The 15011-nt window shown below is 41.2% G+C and carries 15 protein-coding genes; 11 read left to right on the top strand and 4 right to left on the bottom strand.

Annotated elements, in window-relative coordinates:
- Nucleotides 1-127 precede the first annotated feature (127 nt).
- Entirely contained in the window at nucleotides 128-676 is a 549-nt protein-coding gene (locus JG30_RS06350; RefSeq protein WP_046317375.1) for a LemA family protein, read from the top strand.
- Between the two features lie 13 nt (nucleotides 677-689).
- A complete protein-coding gene (gene htpX, locus JG30_RS06345) occupies nucleotides 690-1598 on the top strand; it encodes a zinc metalloprotease HtpX (RefSeq protein ID WP_046317374.1) in 909 nt (302 codons plus the stop codon).
- Between the two features lie 69 nt (nucleotides 1599-1667).
- Here htpX and JG30_RS06340 read toward each other — a convergent pair whose 3' ends face one another.
- Nucleotides 1668-2294 (bottom strand): HAD family hydrolase, encoded by a 627-nt coding sequence (locus JG30_RS06340; protein ID WP_046317372.1) that lies wholly within the window; start codon nucleotides 2292-2294, stop codon nucleotides 1668-1670.
- A gap of 77 nt (nucleotides 2295-2371) precedes the next feature.
- Between JG30_RS06340 and JG30_RS06335 the strand changes: the two genes are divergently transcribed.
- From JG30_RS06335 to JG30_RS06320, 4 genes are all read left to right on the top strand, one after another.
- On the top strand, nucleotides 2372-3331 hold the full coding sequence (locus JG30_RS06335; RefSeq protein WP_046317370.1) for a GDSL-type esterase/lipase family protein: 960 nt from the start codon (nucleotides 2372-2374) through the stop codon (nucleotides 3329-3331).
- Between the two features lie 92 nt (nucleotides 3332-3423).
- Complete coding sequence (locus tag JG30_RS06330) at nucleotides 3424-5076, top strand: putative polysaccharide biosynthesis protein (RefSeq protein WP_046317367.1); 1653 nt, start codon at nucleotides 3424-3426, stop codon at nucleotides 5074-5076.
- A 111-nt stretch (nucleotides 5077-5187) separates the two neighbouring features.
- Complete coding sequence (locus JG30_RS06325) at nucleotides 5188-6531, top strand: FAD-dependent oxidoreductase (protein WP_046317366.1); 1344 nt, start codon at nucleotides 5188-5190, stop codon at nucleotides 6529-6531.
- Nucleotides 6532-6641: 110 nt separating this feature from the next.
- Nucleotides 6642-7424: a hypothetical protein gene (locus JG30_RS06320; protein WP_046317364.1), complete on the top strand. Its 783-nt coding sequence runs from the start codon at nucleotides 6642-6644 to the stop codon at nucleotides 7422-7424.
- Between the two features lie 404 nt (nucleotides 7425-7828).
- Here the strand turns inward: JG30_RS06320 and galE are convergent, their stop codons facing one another.
- Together galE and JG30_RS06310 are read right to left on the bottom strand one after the other, a co-directional pair.
- Nucleotides 7829-8827 (bottom strand): UDP-glucose 4-epimerase GalE, encoded by a 999-nt coding sequence (galE, locus tag JG30_RS06315; RefSeq protein WP_046317362.1) that lies wholly within the window; start codon nucleotides 8825-8827, stop codon nucleotides 7829-7831.
- Between the two features lie 62 nt (nucleotides 8828-8889).
- Complete coding sequence (locus JG30_RS06310) at nucleotides 8890-9258, bottom strand: hypothetical protein (protein ID WP_046317360.1); 369 nt, start codon at nucleotides 9256-9258, stop codon at nucleotides 8890-8892.
- Between the two features lie 82 nt (nucleotides 9259-9340).
- Between JG30_RS06310 and JG30_RS06305 the strand changes: the two genes are divergently transcribed.
- Together JG30_RS06305 and JG30_RS06300 are read left to right on the top strand one after the other, a co-directional pair.
- A complete protein-coding gene (locus JG30_RS06305; protein ID WP_046317358.1) occupies nucleotides 9341-10522 on the top strand; it encodes an MFS transporter in 1182 nt (393 codons plus the stop codon).
- Between the two features lie 5 nt (nucleotides 10523-10527).
- Nucleotides 10528-11289, top strand: a complete 762-nt coding sequence (locus tag JG30_RS06300; RefSeq protein ID WP_046317357.1) for a flavodoxin family protein — start codon at nucleotides 10528-10530, stop codon at nucleotides 11287-11289.
- 64 nt (nucleotides 11290-11353) lie between these two features.
- Here JG30_RS06300 and JG30_RS06295 read toward each other — a convergent pair whose 3' ends face one another.
- Nucleotides 11354-11845, bottom strand: a complete 492-nt coding sequence (locus tag JG30_RS06295; protein ID WP_046317355.1) for a thiol peroxidase — start codon at nucleotides 11843-11845, stop codon at nucleotides 11354-11356.
- 75 nt (nucleotides 11846-11920) lie between these two features.
- Between JG30_RS06295 and JG30_RS06290 the strand changes: the two genes are divergently transcribed.
- The 3 genes from JG30_RS06290 (at nucleotide 11921) to JG30_RS06280 (ending at nucleotide 14889) form a co-directional block, all read left to right on the top strand.
- Complete coding sequence (locus tag JG30_RS06290) at nucleotides 11921-13441, top strand: glycosyltransferase (protein ID WP_046317353.1); 1521 nt, start codon at nucleotides 11921-11923, stop codon at nucleotides 13439-13441.
- Between the two features lie 91 nt (nucleotides 13442-13532).
- On the top strand, nucleotides 13533-14006 hold the full coding sequence (locus JG30_RS06285) for an LPXTG cell wall anchor domain-containing protein (protein WP_046317352.1): 474 nt from the start codon (nucleotides 13533-13535) through the stop codon (nucleotides 14004-14006).
- A 103-nt stretch (nucleotides 14007-14109) separates the two neighbouring features.
- Entirely contained in the window at nucleotides 14110-14889 is a 780-nt protein-coding gene (locus JG30_RS06280) for a WxL domain-containing protein (protein WP_046317351.1), read from the top strand.
- The last annotated feature ends 122 nt before the right edge of the window (nucleotides 14890-15011 follow it).

Genomic DNA, 15011 nt, shown 5'->3' with positions numbered 1-15011 from the left:
TGGCTGTCACAAAGGGGCCAGTTGGCGATAAGTTCTAAGCCCTCTACTAGGCCAAGATAGGTAATGGGCAAGGGATATGTTAAAATAATTACAGGTTGAAGAACCACACAAAACAAAGGAGAAGTTTATGAAATTAGCAATTGTAATTATTGTCATTGTTGTTGTAGTGGCTTTATATGCAATACTTTATAATGGCTTGGTGCGCAGTCGCAATCAAGCACAAGAATTTGAAAGTCAAATTGATGTCCAGTTAAAACGGCGGACAGATTTAATTCCGAACTTAGTGGAAACGGTCAAAGGATATGCCGCGCATGAAAAATCCACTTTGGAACAGGTAGTGCAAATGCGTAATTCCGTAGTAGCCGCTGATAACCTACAAGATAAAGTAGCCGCTGATAATCGCTTGACTGGTGCCTTGCGGCAGGTTTTTGCTTTAGCAGAGAATTACCCGGATTTGAAAGCCAACCAGGAGTTTGGCAAGTTAATGGAAGAATTGACTAACACGGAAAATAAAGTAGCCTATTCTCGGCAAGCTTATAATAGTGCAGTGCAATATTATAATACGGCCACCCAAACTTTTCCGCGCAATCTCATCGCCCACATTCATTCCTTTCAACCAATGACGTATTTACAGATTCCGGAAGCCGAAAAGGCGGCCCCACAAGTTAAATTTTAAGGAGTAAGACGCAATGTTATATCAACAAATAGCCAGTAATAAGCGCAAAACTTATCTGGTGTTTGCGGTATTCTTTGCAATTTTAGGTTTAATTGGTTGGGTTATTGGCACCCTGTGGTGGAATAATGCCGAATTAGGGATTGGCATGGCGGTTATCGTTACTTTGTTTTATGCGATCATCATGTATTTTCAATCCACGAGTGTGGTGATGCAGATGAATCATGCCCAAAAAATTACTTCTGTGGATCAAGCGCCGGAATTATGGCACATTGTCGAAGACTTGGCTTTAGTGGCTCATGTGCCGCAACCCGATATTTACATTGTAGATGACCCTAGTCCCAATGCGTTTGCTACCGGCCGCGATCCGCAGCATGCCGCTGTGGCCGTGACCCGGGGGTTATATCAATTGATGGATCGCGAAGAATTAGAAGGCGTTTTGGGACATGAAATTTCACACATTCGTAATTACGACATTCGGGTATCCACAATTGCCGTGGCCTTATCGTCAGCTATTGTTTATTTATCCTCCCTTTTAAGTAATATGTATCGCTGGGGCTGGTTGTTTGGTGATCGCAGTGATGATCGGGACGATAATAAAAGTAATATTTTACAGCTGGTTTTATGGATTGTGGGTTTGCTTTTTGCAATTTTGGGACCAATTATTGCGACCATTGTGCAATTAGCCATTTCTCGTAACCGTGAGTATTTGGCCGATGCTGCTGGTGTCGAACTAACGCGAAATCCCCAGGGATTGATTAGTGCTTTGCGTAAATTACAAACCAATACCCAACCAATGCAACAAGTTGATGAAAGTAGTGCCGCTTTATATATCAGTGATCCTTTAAAAAAACATGCTTTTGCACATTTATTTGATACGCATCCTCCTTTAGAAGATCGAATAGCCCGCTTGCAAAAGATGTAAAAAAAACCTCCATTCTTAAGAATGGGGGTTTTTATGTGGTTAGACCATTGACCAAACTGTTATATCTGCTTATAAAATTGATAAAACCTCTTGAGGGTGGGCAAACTGATAATCAGCATCGTCAAAATTATCTTGCGGATTGGCACCCCAGCCCGCCAAACCGAAGGCAACTTGGGCTTGATGCGCGCTGGCAATATCACTGCGCGAATCGCCGATAAATAAGGTTTCACTAGGTTGGGCCTCCAGAATTTGCAATGCTTGAACAGTGGGCTCGGGGTCAGGTTTAGGCTGGCGGACATCATCAGCTGTCACAAAATGTTGAAAATAATGGGCAATGGTTTTTTTGCCAAAAATTGCCTCTAATTCGAAGTGATTTTCAGAAGTCACAATCGCTAAATTAATGGCTTGTTGCTGAAGTTGTTGGAGCAAGTCTTCAATTCCGGGAAAGGGATCAATTGAGGGGGCCATAATTTCGGAATTTTCTAGCACATGCTGTGCAAAAGCATCTTGACGATCTAAGGGGATATGATATTTTTCATAGACCTGAAGAGCGGTACCTGAAAAAGCAAATTCCAATTCTGCTAAAGTTTGCTCAATGTGGAAATCATCATACAAGGCTTTTTGCAGTGCCCGCATGCCGACTTCTTTTGTATTGAGTAATGTGCCGTCAATATCAAAAATAAGATTTTTAAACATGAAACCGCTCCTCAATCTGTCATTTTTTCTTTATTATAGTATCATGAAAATGCATAGTACAACAGGAAGGACAAAAAATGAAATTTCAAAAAACTTCAGCAAATTTTCAAGAACCGCTCTATTTTGCCGGGCGCTGGGTACAAACGGCGCAGGGACTTTATACAACTAATTTAGGTGCCCAAATGTTTACACAAATTAGCCAAGCCCAACAGGTGCAGTTAACTTTTTCCAGTGCTGGCGATTGGAGTCAAACGTGGCTGGCTTATCGTTTGGATGAGCAGCCTTTTGTGCGCGTCAACTTGACACAAATGCCACTCACAGTGACTTTACCGGATTTTCAAACGCATACTTTACAAATAGTTTATGCCGGCAATACTCCGCAAACTAATGTTTGGCGGCGTCATGGCGGGTTATATTTTGAAAAAATCACAGCGCCACAATCGGCCCAATTGGAACCGATCAAACCTGCCGGCGGAGTTTTGACCTTTATTGGTGATTCTATTACTGCCGGTTCTTGGGTTGTAGGCCGCGAGGCCGGTCGGGATTATCGACCCGAAGCCAATTTTGCCGCCTTAGTAGCCCAACATTTTGACATGGTGGATATTCGGATTGGTTATCCGGGAGCGGGCATTACCCAACCCGGCAGCGGCGGGGTGCCTACAGCGATGGAGTTTTTAACGCACATCGATGCCGATCATGCTTGGCAACCGCTAGCTAGTGATGCAGTCGTTATTAATATCGGTACGACCGATAAAAAAACCAATGAATTAGCATTTCGTGCCGCTTTTGAAAAATTTTTACAAAAAGTCACCTTATTATATCCCACTACCCCCTTATTAGTATTGGTACCTTTATCACAACAACACGCGGCGGTGATTACGGAAGAAACACAGGAATATCCGCAAGCTACTTTAGTCGAGACGCAAGACTGGCAGTTGACTTATACCGATAGTTTACATCCGGACCAAGCGGGCAGTCGGCTTTTGGCACAACAGGTTATCACGGCACTGGCACCGCTATTAAAGACCAAAAATTAATAAAAACATGAGTCGTTTTGCAACGGTTCATGTTTTTTTGTACAATACGTTTTTAGTAGTTTTCTAAAATTGATTAATTAGGGTGGTTAATGATGGCCGAGCAACCAAAAACTTCTGCAACTAACAGTCCAGATTCATTACTTTCAGGATCCACTTGGATCACTGCCAGCGGCATCATTTCCCGGGCACTATCGGCTTTATATGTGATTCCTTGGAATATTTGGATGGGTTCAGCGCTGATTGCTGCTTCTGCCAATGCTTTGTATGGCAAAGTTTATCATATTTATGACTTTTTCTTGTTAATCTCGACAGCCGGCTTACCTAGCGCTATTTCTAAACAGATTTCGCATTATAATGCCTTAGGCGAATACGAAGCGGGGAATCAACTCTTTAAACAGGCGTTGAAAGTTACAGCCATAATTGGCGTGGTTTTTGCGGGGATTATGTATTTTGGAGCGCCGGAAGTAGCCCAGGTATTTACAAATGGCGATCCGCGCAGTATTCCTGCGATAAAGGCGTTGGCCATTGCGATTTTGTTATTACCTACTCTCAGTATTATGCGCGGCTATTTTCAAGGTTATTCTCTGATGGAGCCCTCGGCTCTGTCTATGATGTTCGAACAACTTGTCCGTGTCTGTTACATGTTAGCTATTACGTATATTACCATGCAAATTCGCCACGGTAATTATGTGGATGCTGTGACGAAATCAACCTTTGCTTCTTTTGTCGGTGCCAGTGCTTCCATTTTATATTTATTAGGATGTTTTTGGCGGCGCCGGCATTATTTTCGGGATTTAGCCACGTTCGGGTCGCATAATTTACAATTTACTGCGCGCGATTTCACGAAAGAAATTGTGCAACAAGCGATTCCCTTTGTAATTATTGATTCGACGATTACGATTTTTAATTTGTTTGATCAGTCCACTTTTAATTGGATGATGCAAAGCTTTATGCGCATTTCCCAGCAACAATTAGATTATTATTATTCGCTTTTTGGTTTTCAAGCGAACAAGCTGATTATGGTCATTGTCTCCTTAGCTACGGGAGTGGTTTCTTCTTCCATTCCGTTAGTTTCTTCTTTATATACCCAACAAAAAACCGAGTCGATTAAGCAGCAAATTCGAGATATCTTATGCTTATTTATGTTTTTTATGCTGCCGGCAGCGTTAGGTATGTTGGCAGTGGCCCGCCCATTATGGATTACTTTTTACGCTTATAGTGCTTTAGGAATTAAAATTATGCGGTTATCTTGTGTGATGGCGTTATTGATAGGCTTGTTCATGGTCTTGGCGGCTATTTTACAAGCTTTATACAAAAATGGACTGGCGATTCGTTACCTGGGCATCGGTTTTGTGGTGAAAATTATTATTCAATGGCCCTTGGTTTATTGGTTGCAAGCTTACGGCCCGATTTGGGCGACGATTTGTGCCATGATCGTAATTTGTGCCTTAATGGTCACCAAAATTAATCGCTTATATCCCTTGCCGTGGTCCCAAATATTACGACGCGATTTATGGCCCCTGATCGCTTTAGCGGTTGTCATGCTGCTAGTAGTATGGGGAATCGATGGTCTGGTTGGCCAGCTAGATACGACAGGCGGCCGCCTTCGGAGTACAGGTTATTTAATGCTGGAAATTATCATTGGAGCCTTTATTTATGGGTACTGGGTGTTAAAAAAGCGCAGTTTTGATCAAATTTTGCATATTTCTGGTGACAAATTAAGAAATAAATTACACATAAAATGACTAAAAGCTTTTTTTAATTTTTTTATTTAGAAAAGTTGATGTTTAGCTTCAAGGTTGTTATAATATTCACATAAAAACCTTGGTGGTTGCATCAAAGGAGGACTTTTTTAAATGAAAGTTAGCATTATCGGTTGTACGCATGCGGGAACGTTTGCAGCGCAGTCCATTTTAACCAATCATCCAGATTGGGAAGTTGATGTTTTTGAACGCAATGATACGTTGTCATTCTTATCTTGCGGTATTGCTTTGTGGGTGAGCGATCGGGTTTCTGATCCACAAAAGATGTTTTATTCTAGTCCGGAACAGTTGAGCTCTTTGGGGGCTCAGATGCATATGCAACATGATGTTTTGGCAGTTGATTGGGACAAGAAACAATTGACTGTGAAAAATTTAGTTTCCCAAGAAGAATTTATTCAAAAGTACGATAAATTGGTGATTACTACGGGTTCCCAGCCTGTGATCCCGCCGGTCCCGGGAGTTGATGGGCCTCATGTCTTGCATTGTAAGAATTGGGACGATGCCAACCAATTGAAACAAAATGCAGATCAAATTCAAAGTGCCATTGTGATTGGCTCAGGTTATATTGGCGCGGAATTGGCTGAAGCCTACAGTTTGAAACAAAAAGATGTTACTTTAATTGATATGTTGCCGCATGTGATGGCCAAGAATTTTGACGAAAATATTTCGGAAATTGCCGAACAAGATTATCGGGATCACGGAGTAAAACTGCAGCTGCAGGAAAAAGTAGTAAAGTTTGAAGATCAAGATAATGGAGTCATTGTGACAACTGATCAGGGCCAGTATCAAGCTGATATTGCTGTTTTATGTGTTGGTTTTCGTCCATGTACCGGACTATTCCAAGATCAATTGCAAACATTGGATAATGGCGCCATCATTGTCGATGAATATATGCAAACCAGTCAACCGGATGTCTTTGCTGCCGGAGATGCTGCCACAGTACAATACAATCCTACGCAAAAACCGGATTATATCCCGTTAGCCACCAATGCTGTGCGGCAAGGATTATTAATCGGCGATAATATTGCCACTGCTACGCACAAATATTTAGGAACGCAAGCAACTTCTGCCGTGGAATTGTATCAGCGGACGTACGCTGGGGCCGGGTTAACGGTGAATGGAGCGAAAGCCCGCGGCGTCAAAGTAGCACACGTTAGTGTCGAAGATAATTATCGTCCGGAATTCATGCTTAGTACCGAACCAGTTTTGTTAAATTTGATCTGGGATCCACAAACTCATCGTATATTAGGTGGGTCTTTGACGAGCAAGTATGATGTTTCGCAATCGGCCAATACTTTATCTTTAGCCATTCAAAATCAGATGACTATTGAGCAATTGGCGATGGTTGATTTCTTCTTCCAACCTAATTTTGATAAACCGATTAATTATTTAAGTTCAGTGGCTATTGCTGCTGTAGCACAACAAAATCAAGCCTAGTTAGTGTGCTTCTTAAAAAAACCCGCTGTTGACAGCGGGTTTTTTCTTTTTTAAATTGTCTACAAGAAGACAATTAGTGTACCCCAGATACTGCAAGGAGAAATTTGCGCATGCCCATAATTCAAGTACTTCAAAGTTCAACATTGCCCCAGATACATTATTTAGCAGCGACTAATGAAAGTGACACGGCCTTGATTATCGTGCCGGATATCGGGCAAAATGTGAATGCTGGTTTACAAATGCTGGTTTTAAATAATGAATTTCCAAGCTGGGCACTTGATTGGCCGATTGTGCCCAACGCCTCACTCACGTTACCCGACTATGCGGAGATTTTGGCGTCCTGGTTGCAAGAATTAGCGCTCTGCCAGTATCAGATTGTGGTGTCGGGGACAGCCCTGAGTGTGGTTATTGCTGCCGTTCAGACTTACGGGCTGCATCCACAAAGAATTATTGCTTTAGATCCCAGTTTACATGTCCCCAACTATAATTTGCCGCAGAGCACTTTTACTTCTTATGAAGCCCTAGTGTGGGCGGCGCATCAATATCTTCATGCCAAAACTTTAATTTCCGAATTTCAAACGCAAATGATGGTCAATGCTTATGTAGCGCAATATCATCAAGTAAAAGCTAATTATCAGGTGCGTTTTACGAAGCAGCAGCAAGCTGGTTGGCATACCCAGCTCCAAGCACTGCAACCACAACGGATTTCGGTGCCGCTGATTTTGCTGGCTTCTGCGGCCTTACAAAAACAAATCAATCAGCAAGAGCACTTACAACAAGCATATCAACAATGGTTGCCCATATTTGATCAAAGCTATGTCCTGCAAAATACAGCCGCCAATCTTTTATTAACAGCGCCTTTGGGGGTCTTAAGTTTTTTAAACTATCAATAGACCAAGAAAAAAAGCTATCACTTGTGTGATAGCTTTTTAATATATACGGTTAATTTTAAATAATGAGGGGAATCAATATTTAAATTAGGTTTGGGGGGAGTAGAGAGAAGGTTTTTGAACCTCATCTCAACTTACAAATACATCATAGCGCCAGAATATGAATTTATAACTCTTAAATTGTGAATTATTTGTGAACTTTGACAAAAGAGATATATAAAAACCATTGCTGGGGGGAGCAATGGTTTTGAAATTTTAAATAATGAGGGGAATCAATATTTAAATTTTTGGGGGGAAAGAAGAGAGAAGTTTTAAAGAACTTCATCTCAACTTACAAACTATATAATACGGGGTAGTTGTGAAAATGACCCGATAAAAATATGGCGAAAGTATGAAAAATTCAGTCATTATTTATGAGCATACCCCTGGGGATGATTTTGCTTCCAAGTCCAGGCAGTTTGAATGATTGTATGAATATCATCGTATTGAGGGTGCCAGCCGAGAATTTTTTTAGCTTGCGAATTATCAGCGATTAAGATATCCGGATCGCCGCCTCGACGAGGTGCTTCTTGAGCGGGAATCGCACAATGAGTGACTTCCCGCGCAGTTTGCAGGATTTCTTTGACGGAGAAACCGGTATTCGATCCTAAATTAAAGCTGCAGCTGGGATTGCCTGCTTGGAGATATTTCAAAGCTAAAATATGGGCTTGGGCTAAGTCCATGACGTGTACATAATCGCGAATATTTGTGCCATCCGGCGTGTGATAATCAGTGCCACAAATTTGAACATAGTCTTGCTGACCAGCAGCAGTACGTAAAATAATGGGGATTAAATGAGTTTCGGGACGGTGATCTTCACCAATGGAACCGTCAGCCAAGGCACCAGCCGCGTTAAAATAGCGCAAAGCTACACATTGCAAACCATTAGCTTGTTCTACCCAGTGAACGATTTTTTCCATCATTAATTTACTCTCTCCATATGGATTAATCGGCTGCTGGGGATCTTGATCTTGGATGGGAATTTGGACGGGATTGCCAAAAGTCGCCGCTGTGGACGAGAAAATTAAATATTTAATCGCATACTTGTTCATGGCTTCTAATAAACTAATCAGACCAATCAGATTATTATCAAAATATTTTAAAGGCTGCTGCACAGATTCGGGAACTAAGGAAAAAGCATCCATATGGATGACTGCGGTAATTTCTTCTTGTGCAAAAACACTTTCGAGAAATTGCCGATCGCGTGTATCGCCTTGATAAAAGCGGGCCTGGGCATTGATTGCTTGCCGATGACCGGTGGATAGATTGTCGATCACTACGACATCATAATGTTCATTAATTAATTCTTGCACCATGTGTGAACCAACATAGCCGGCTCCTCCGGCTACTAAAATTGTTTCCGTCATTCTTCAGACTCCTTTTCAGATTGAAGCTACGCTAATTTTAACATAATTTTTCGATAAAATGATTAATGGCGGGGGCCCGTATGGTAGTGCGGCAGCGATTGGCGTTTCGGCTTAGGAGTACGATATTTTGTCACAGTAGCTGCTTGAAAACGAAAGTGGCGCATTTTGCCGGCCACATTGTGACCTTGCAGGCGTAAGACTTGCCAGCGTTGTAATTCTTGCATCATGAGCTGAGCTTCTTGTTGGCGTTGCAGATTATGCTCCACTTGTTGTGCATAGGGAATAACATTTTCTTGTAAATAAGTAATTTGTTTTTGATTATAAGCTAACAAATCGGCGGTTAACGGTGCGCGATAGTATTGATTGACTAAAGTTTGCAGGTGCCGCAAGGCGTCTTTTGTATCACGAGGTTGATAATTGGCGGCGGTCATTTTTCTAGTTCCTTTCTGCTCTGGGGTCATGTTATAGTAGATAGTATTGAATATTACTATTGTACATTTTTTGGAGGCACAGATGAACACGGTCCGGATGAAGCCGTTATTGGTTGTCGCTTTTTTTAACGAAACGGCTTACAGTATGATGTGGCCTTTGGCAACAATTTATATTAATCAAGTTTTACACAAATCTTTAACTGTCGCCGGGTTGGCACTTTTTGGCTTTGCAGTCGCCAATGTTATTGGTGCCGTAGTCTCGGGCAAATTATATGATCGGTTTAATCAGTTCTGGCTCACGGTCATTGGGTTGGTTTTATGTATTTTATCTAGTGGTGTCGGGATTAAGTATGATGGGTGGCCGACTTATGCGCTGATTTTAATAGCGTTTGGTTTTGCGACAGGATGGTTAACCACGGGGGTTAATGTCTATGGAACCTTAGTCGCTGGTCGGAGTGCGACCCATGTGTTTAATGAAATTTATTTAGTCTTAAATGTCGGATTAGTGATTGGCACCATTTGTATTAGTGAACTGTTCCATCGTTCGATTGCCCCAATTTTTTTATTAGTTACTTGTTTATATTGTATCTCGTTAATGATTCTGTCGCTTTATTTTCCTAAACAGCGCTTATACTATGCGGCTACGCAACGGCCATCAGTTGAACAATCGTCTTCTGCGACACAGCCAACTTCCAAATTGGCCAGCTGGCCTTTATTTGTGGTGTCTTTAGCCACTTTAGTGATTGTTTGGACCATGTATTCTCAATGGGAATCTAATTTTTCAGTTTATTTGATTGATAATGGTTTTTCCACCCGAATTTATAGTATGCTATGGACATTGAATGGCGTGGTCATTATTTTAGTACAATTGCTCATCGCTCATTGGCCCAATATTATTCATAACCTTTTTGATCGCGTGAGCTGGGGTCTGTTCTTTTTAACTGTGTCTTATTTTGTGACGATTTCTAGTAAAAGCTTAGTGTTTATTTTTGCCGGGATGATTTTGTTGACCATTGGTGAGGCAATTTATGTACCGTCGGTACCGGTGATTATTGATAACTGGTCAGCCAATGAAGTGAAGGGGCGCAATCAGGGACTGGTTAACGGCTTTTCTTCGGTAGGGCGTGCGATTGGACCTTTATTTGGCGGATTAATTATTGATCATTTTTCTTTTCCGATGCTCTTCATAGTTGCAGGAGTTTTGATGCTGGGGATTTCGGGACTGAATTGGCTGGTTAATCTATCGTATCGTAAAGAGGAGTGACAAGAGTGAAAGTATTAGGCATCTTGGGTTCTCAAGCACGGCACGGAATTACGGGGCAGTTGCTGCAGACGGTGTTAGATAATGTCGCACCCGGAGTAGAAACCGAAACGATTTTTTTGGAGGACTATCAGATTCACCCCGTGGCCGTGCAGGAACATAATGATTTAGCCTTTTTAGTGAAAAAACTCGTGGAAAGTGATGTTTGGATCTGGGCCGCTCCGACTTATTGGCGCACGATTAACGGTATTTTGAAAAAATTTTTAGATTGTTTACGCCCTGAGCTGGTCTATACTAAAGCTAACGGAGATACGATTCCCGGCCAGTTTAAGAATAAACATTATCTAAGTATCACTGATTGTTATGTCAGTTCTTTTGAAAACTTTGTGGCTGGGATTACGGATGAAACTTTTAAAGCTATTGACCGCGTAATGACGGCCGCCGGAGTTATTCGGATCGGGGAAATTGTTTGTCCGGGGACTTTGCATTTACAGCAACTGCCCGCATCCAAAGTGAAGTTGTGCCAGCGCTATGGTCAAAAGATTTCGCACCGTCCCAGAAAGGATGATTCAACTTTGAAGCGTTACTTGCAATTATTTTGTATGATCGCCCTGATGTCCTTTTTAACCATGGTAATTCAGCAAGGATTGCATAGTTTGTGGTCAATATCCAATTTTTGGTTCAATTACGGTAGTTTTGTAATAATTTTTTGCGCCTTACTATTTGCTTTGTTGCACTTTGTGACTTTTTGGAAGCATCGGCGGCGCTAGTCATGCTAAAACACACGTCCAAGCAAATTAAATGGACGTGTGTTTTTTATTAGGATTTAAAAAATTACAATTGTTTGATTTGTGCAAGAACGGGTTCATAACTTGGTTCATCAGTCATTTCGGAAGGGATCTCGCTGTAAATAATTTGACCATCGGTTTGTAATAACCAAACGCTCCGGGCTAACAATTTAGAGTCACCCATCAATAAATTAGTTTGGTGGCCAAAATTGAATTGTTCATCCGATAAAAGCTGCATCCGAGTTACATTCGCGGCTGCGCACCAGTTTTGTTGTTGCTCCGGGGTGTTAGTGGAAATAGTGACGAAATTACATTGTGAAAATTGATCCACTACTTCGTTAAAATGCTTGGTTTGCAGAGCGCAAACACTGGTTTCGATATTAGGCACAACACTGATTAAAAGCGGCTTCGTTAATAGACTCGCTAGTGTGACCGGATTTTGCTGGGAATCTAACACTTGAAATTCGGGAAACTTCTGTCCTACCAAAGGGTAATCATTCAGCTCACAAAAATCCTGGCCATGACGTTGTATTTTCATAATTTATCACCTCAATTCTATTTTATACTAATTTTATAAATAAAAAATACTATTTGAGAGGAGAAGCACAGATTGATGAATTTTTTTATTAATTCAGATTTGTCAAATCTATCGTCAGGAATTGAACACGCTCAGTTGAAACGGCTGCGTCTGTTTCAACAATTTGGGCAACCGGCCAAAATTTTAACTACTTATTATCGCAATAATTGGGCGGAAGGTCCGGGACGTTTTGGATTGACGACAAACGATGTATTAAATATTTTTGATTACTTTGGTCATAATATTCATGTTCACCATCGTCCTAATCATATCGCGCAGTTTTGCCGACAGCATCAATACCAGATTCTCCAAAATCTCGGCCGCCAAGGTGTTGAGCAGGGCTATCTGGTGCAAACCGCTGATGGTCGAAAAGCTGTCGTTCGAGTTTACATACCTGACCAGCAGGTAATTTCTGTAGCTTTTGGCAATGAAACCTCCAAACGGACAACTTATGCGGAAGGCTACGATACGCGGGGGTTTTTATCGATTAAATATTATTTTGGCACCCAAGGAAAATTAAAAAAACAAGAGATCGTTAATGATCAAGGTCAAGTTTTTTGTACAGAGATCTTTAATCGTTCCGGCACGAAAGTACTTTATACGGATTTAATCTTTCGCGGACAAACGCAACGCTTTCATGATTTACCCACGCTGCAAGCTTATTTTTTGGATCAGGTTAATCAAGACTATGCGGGGAAAAATTTGTTTATTTCGGATCGTTATGAATGCACCGAAGGATTGGGCCGAATGCAAACCCCAGCCACCAAAGCGGTCTTTATTCACAGTCATTTTATCACGCACTTTGATGGCGATGTTTTAACCGATAAGCTCAATTATAATTATGAATTTGGCTTAACCCATCCACAGAAGTTTGATCTGTTTATTTGTCCCACCGAACAAGAACGTAGTGATATTCAACGACGCTTTCCTAATATTGAGCACCAAGTGGTGGCGATTCCGAGCGGCTATACTAAAAATAACTGGTCTCCCGTTGCGATCCAACAGCGAGATCCCAATCAAATTATGATGGTGGCCCGTATCTCTGCAGAAAAGCAAATTCCTCAAGCACTCTTGATCTTACAGAGAGTCTTGAATCATTTACCCCATGTGCATTTAGATATTTATGGGGGTGTGACTTCAACTGCGGAATATCAATTGGTACAAGCTCAAATCCAAGCTTTGCACTTGCAAGAGGCGGTGCGCTTCAAAGGCAATATTGACAATTTATCTCATTATTACGATCAAGCCCGCGTACTTTTATCCACTTCGAATACGGAAGGCTTTGGCCTGTCCTTATTAGAAGCTTTAGAGCATGGGGTACCAGTGGTGGGTTATGATTGTCGTTATGTGAATAGTGAACTAATCCAAGATGGATCCAATGGATATTTAATTCCTTTGAATGATTTGCAGCAAGCGACAAAGCGCGTAATACAAATTTTAACAAATTCAACTTTGGCACAAAAATTATCCACACAGGCCTATCAAAGTGCCAAAAAGTTTGCTGCTCCCCAGCTTTGGTCGCGTTGGCAAAAAGTTCTCCAGCGGAGTAATCTTTAACTTTTAGGCAATTTATATGGTTTTTTTTTGTGATCTGTGATAGATTAATCTTGTAGATGAAATATATTCTGCACACAGGAAGGGTCGTTATATGAAAACAATTAAACATCGTCAATTCAAGCGACTCTCCTGGTTCAAAGTAACGGGGGTTATTTTGACGGTTGTTTTAGCTGTTGGTTTGGTAGTGGGTTTGTTCTCAGTTGCTACTTGGGCTGGAGAAGGAACCGATTACAATGGCAGCAATTTGACACGAAGTGCTCCGGTTACTACGGGGGAGGGTGACAAGAAAACATCTGATGTAAGAGTTCAGATTATTGCAAAGGATAATGTGAATAACGGTGAAGCTAACCAAGCTCCGAAGAAGCTCAGTGATAATTCGGGAAATAACCAAAACACAGCTCAGCCGGGGGCAGTTAACATTACTGATCATACTTCTTTACCGCAAACAGGTGAGGTGAATGATCGAGGCTTTACAATGATTGGGATGGCTTTATTAGGGTTAATTGTCATCATTAATCGCAATGGAGTAGTAGGCGCTTGGCGCCGAGTTTGGCAAAGAGAATAATTTCGCTTGAGATTTAAAAGTTGCATATTTTCAAAAATATGTTAAGATAAATCTTGTAACGAATGTTATTAATAACTTTGAAATTTTTTGGGGGGAAATATTCATGAAGATGAATAAATTATTTACATCATTAGCTACATCTGTGATGGTTTTGTCGACAGTTGCACCAGTTGCTGTTGCTAATGCTGCTGAAGGCGATACAGGCAGTACAGGCGGTGGAACAGCTTCAGCAGCAGCAGACAAACCTGCTAATGTTGCTACTACAAACAATGAAAAGACAGGTACAGGTAAGTTGGAATCTTCTGCTACAGTTAAAGTAGTAGATGGTTATTTGGTACTCAATAAGGTTCCGTCTTTTGGCTTTGGTGACGCTGTTCCTGAAGGCGTAAAATCTGCTGAAAACTTTAAACCAGCTATTGGAAACGATGAAAACTCCGTTTTAAGTATTACTGAATCAAGACATTCTGCTGCTGCTAGCGGCGGTGCTGTAACCAAGGGCTTAGGTTATACGGTAAAGGTTACAATGGGTGCATTTAAAGATGCTGATAGTAATAGTAACGCTACGTATGGTGATAGCAATTGGTCTCTTGATTTGCCACGAGTTAGTGGTAGTGTAACAGTAGGCGGGAACACCACGAGTTTGCAAACAGCAGAAGTAACGGGTGTAAAGTCAGATAACAAAACTCCAGGAACTGTTGTAAACATGGGTGCAGGTATTGGATATGGTACTGATGATTTTGATTTCAGTCATAATACCGCGGGTATCAAACTCCATATTCCTAGTGAGGATCAATTAAAGGGTAGTGACACTGCGTATACAGCAAATAGAAATTACTCTTCAATCCTAACTTGGACGTTGGATGCTGCTGCACCAACAGCTTAATTTTTAAAGCCACAATTTATGTGGCTTTTTTTTTTGCTTAATTTTTTGGAAATATTCATTTTTATTGTTGACTTTTTGCTTTGATGAAGTAAAATTAATCATTGATGACAAATAATGATGGA

Source organism: Bombilactobacillus mellifer, from assembly GCF_000970795.1.
GTDB lineage: Bacteria > Bacillota > Bacilli > Lactobacillales > Lactobacillaceae > Bombilactobacillus > Bombilactobacillus mellifer.
The sequence above is the reverse complement of the archived record's forward strand: the minus strand, read 5'-3'. Positions and strand labels throughout refer to the sequence as shown.

What these genes read in the sequence shown, in the direction of transcription:
- JG30_RS06350 (WP_046317375.1), top strand. Translation starts at nt 128, where the DNA reads ATGAAATTAGCAATTGTAATTATTGTCATTGTTGTTGTAGTGGCTTTA.
- htpX (WP_046317374.1), top strand. Translation starts at nt 690, where the DNA reads ATGTTATATCAACAAATAGCCAGTAATAAGCGCAAAACTTATCTGGTG.
- JG30_RS06340 (WP_046317372.1), bottom strand. Translation starts at nt 2,294, where the DNA reads ATGTTTAAAAATCTTATTTTTGATATTGACGGCACATTACTCAATACA.
- JG30_RS06335 (WP_046317370.1), top strand. Translation starts at nt 2,372, where the DNA reads ATGAAATTTCAAAAAACTTCAGCAAATTTTCAAGAACCGCTCTATTTT.
- JG30_RS06330 (WP_046317367.1), top strand. Translation starts at nt 3,424, where the DNA reads ATGGCCGAGCAACCAAAAACTTCTGCAACTAACAGTCCAGATTCATTA.
- JG30_RS06325 (WP_046317366.1), top strand. Translation starts at nt 5,188, where the DNA reads ATGAAAGTTAGCATTATCGGTTGTACGCATGCGGGAACGTTTGCAGCG.
- JG30_RS06320 (WP_046317364.1), top strand. Translation starts at nt 6,642, where the DNA reads ATGCCCATAATTCAAGTACTTCAAAGTTCAACATTGCCCCAGATACAT.
- galE (WP_046317362.1), bottom strand. Translation starts at nt 8,827, where the DNA reads ATGACGGAAACAATTTTAGTAGCCGGAGGAGCCGGCTATGTTGGTTCA.
- JG30_RS06310 (WP_046317360.1), bottom strand. Translation starts at nt 9,258, where the DNA reads ATGACCGCCGCCAATTATCAACCTCGTGATACAAAAGACGCCTTGCGG.
- JG30_RS06305 (WP_046317358.1), top strand. Translation starts at nt 9,341, where the DNA reads ATGAACACGGTCCGGATGAAGCCGTTATTGGTTGTCGCTTTTTTTAAC.
- JG30_RS06295 (WP_046317355.1), bottom strand. Translation starts at nt 11,845, where the DNA reads ATGAAAATACAACGTCATGGCCAGGATTTTTGTGAGCTGAATGATTAC.
- JG30_RS06290 (WP_046317353.1), top strand. Translation starts at nt 11,921, where the DNA reads ATGAATTTTTTTATTAATTCAGATTTGTCAAATCTATCGTCAGGAATT.
- JG30_RS06285 (WP_046317352.1), top strand. Translation starts at nt 13,533, where the DNA reads ATGAAAACAATTAAACATCGTCAATTCAAGCGACTCTCCTGGTTCAAA.
- JG30_RS06280 (WP_046317351.1), top strand. Translation starts at nt 14,110, where the DNA reads ATGAAGATGAATAAATTATTTACATCATTAGCTACATCTGTGATGGTT.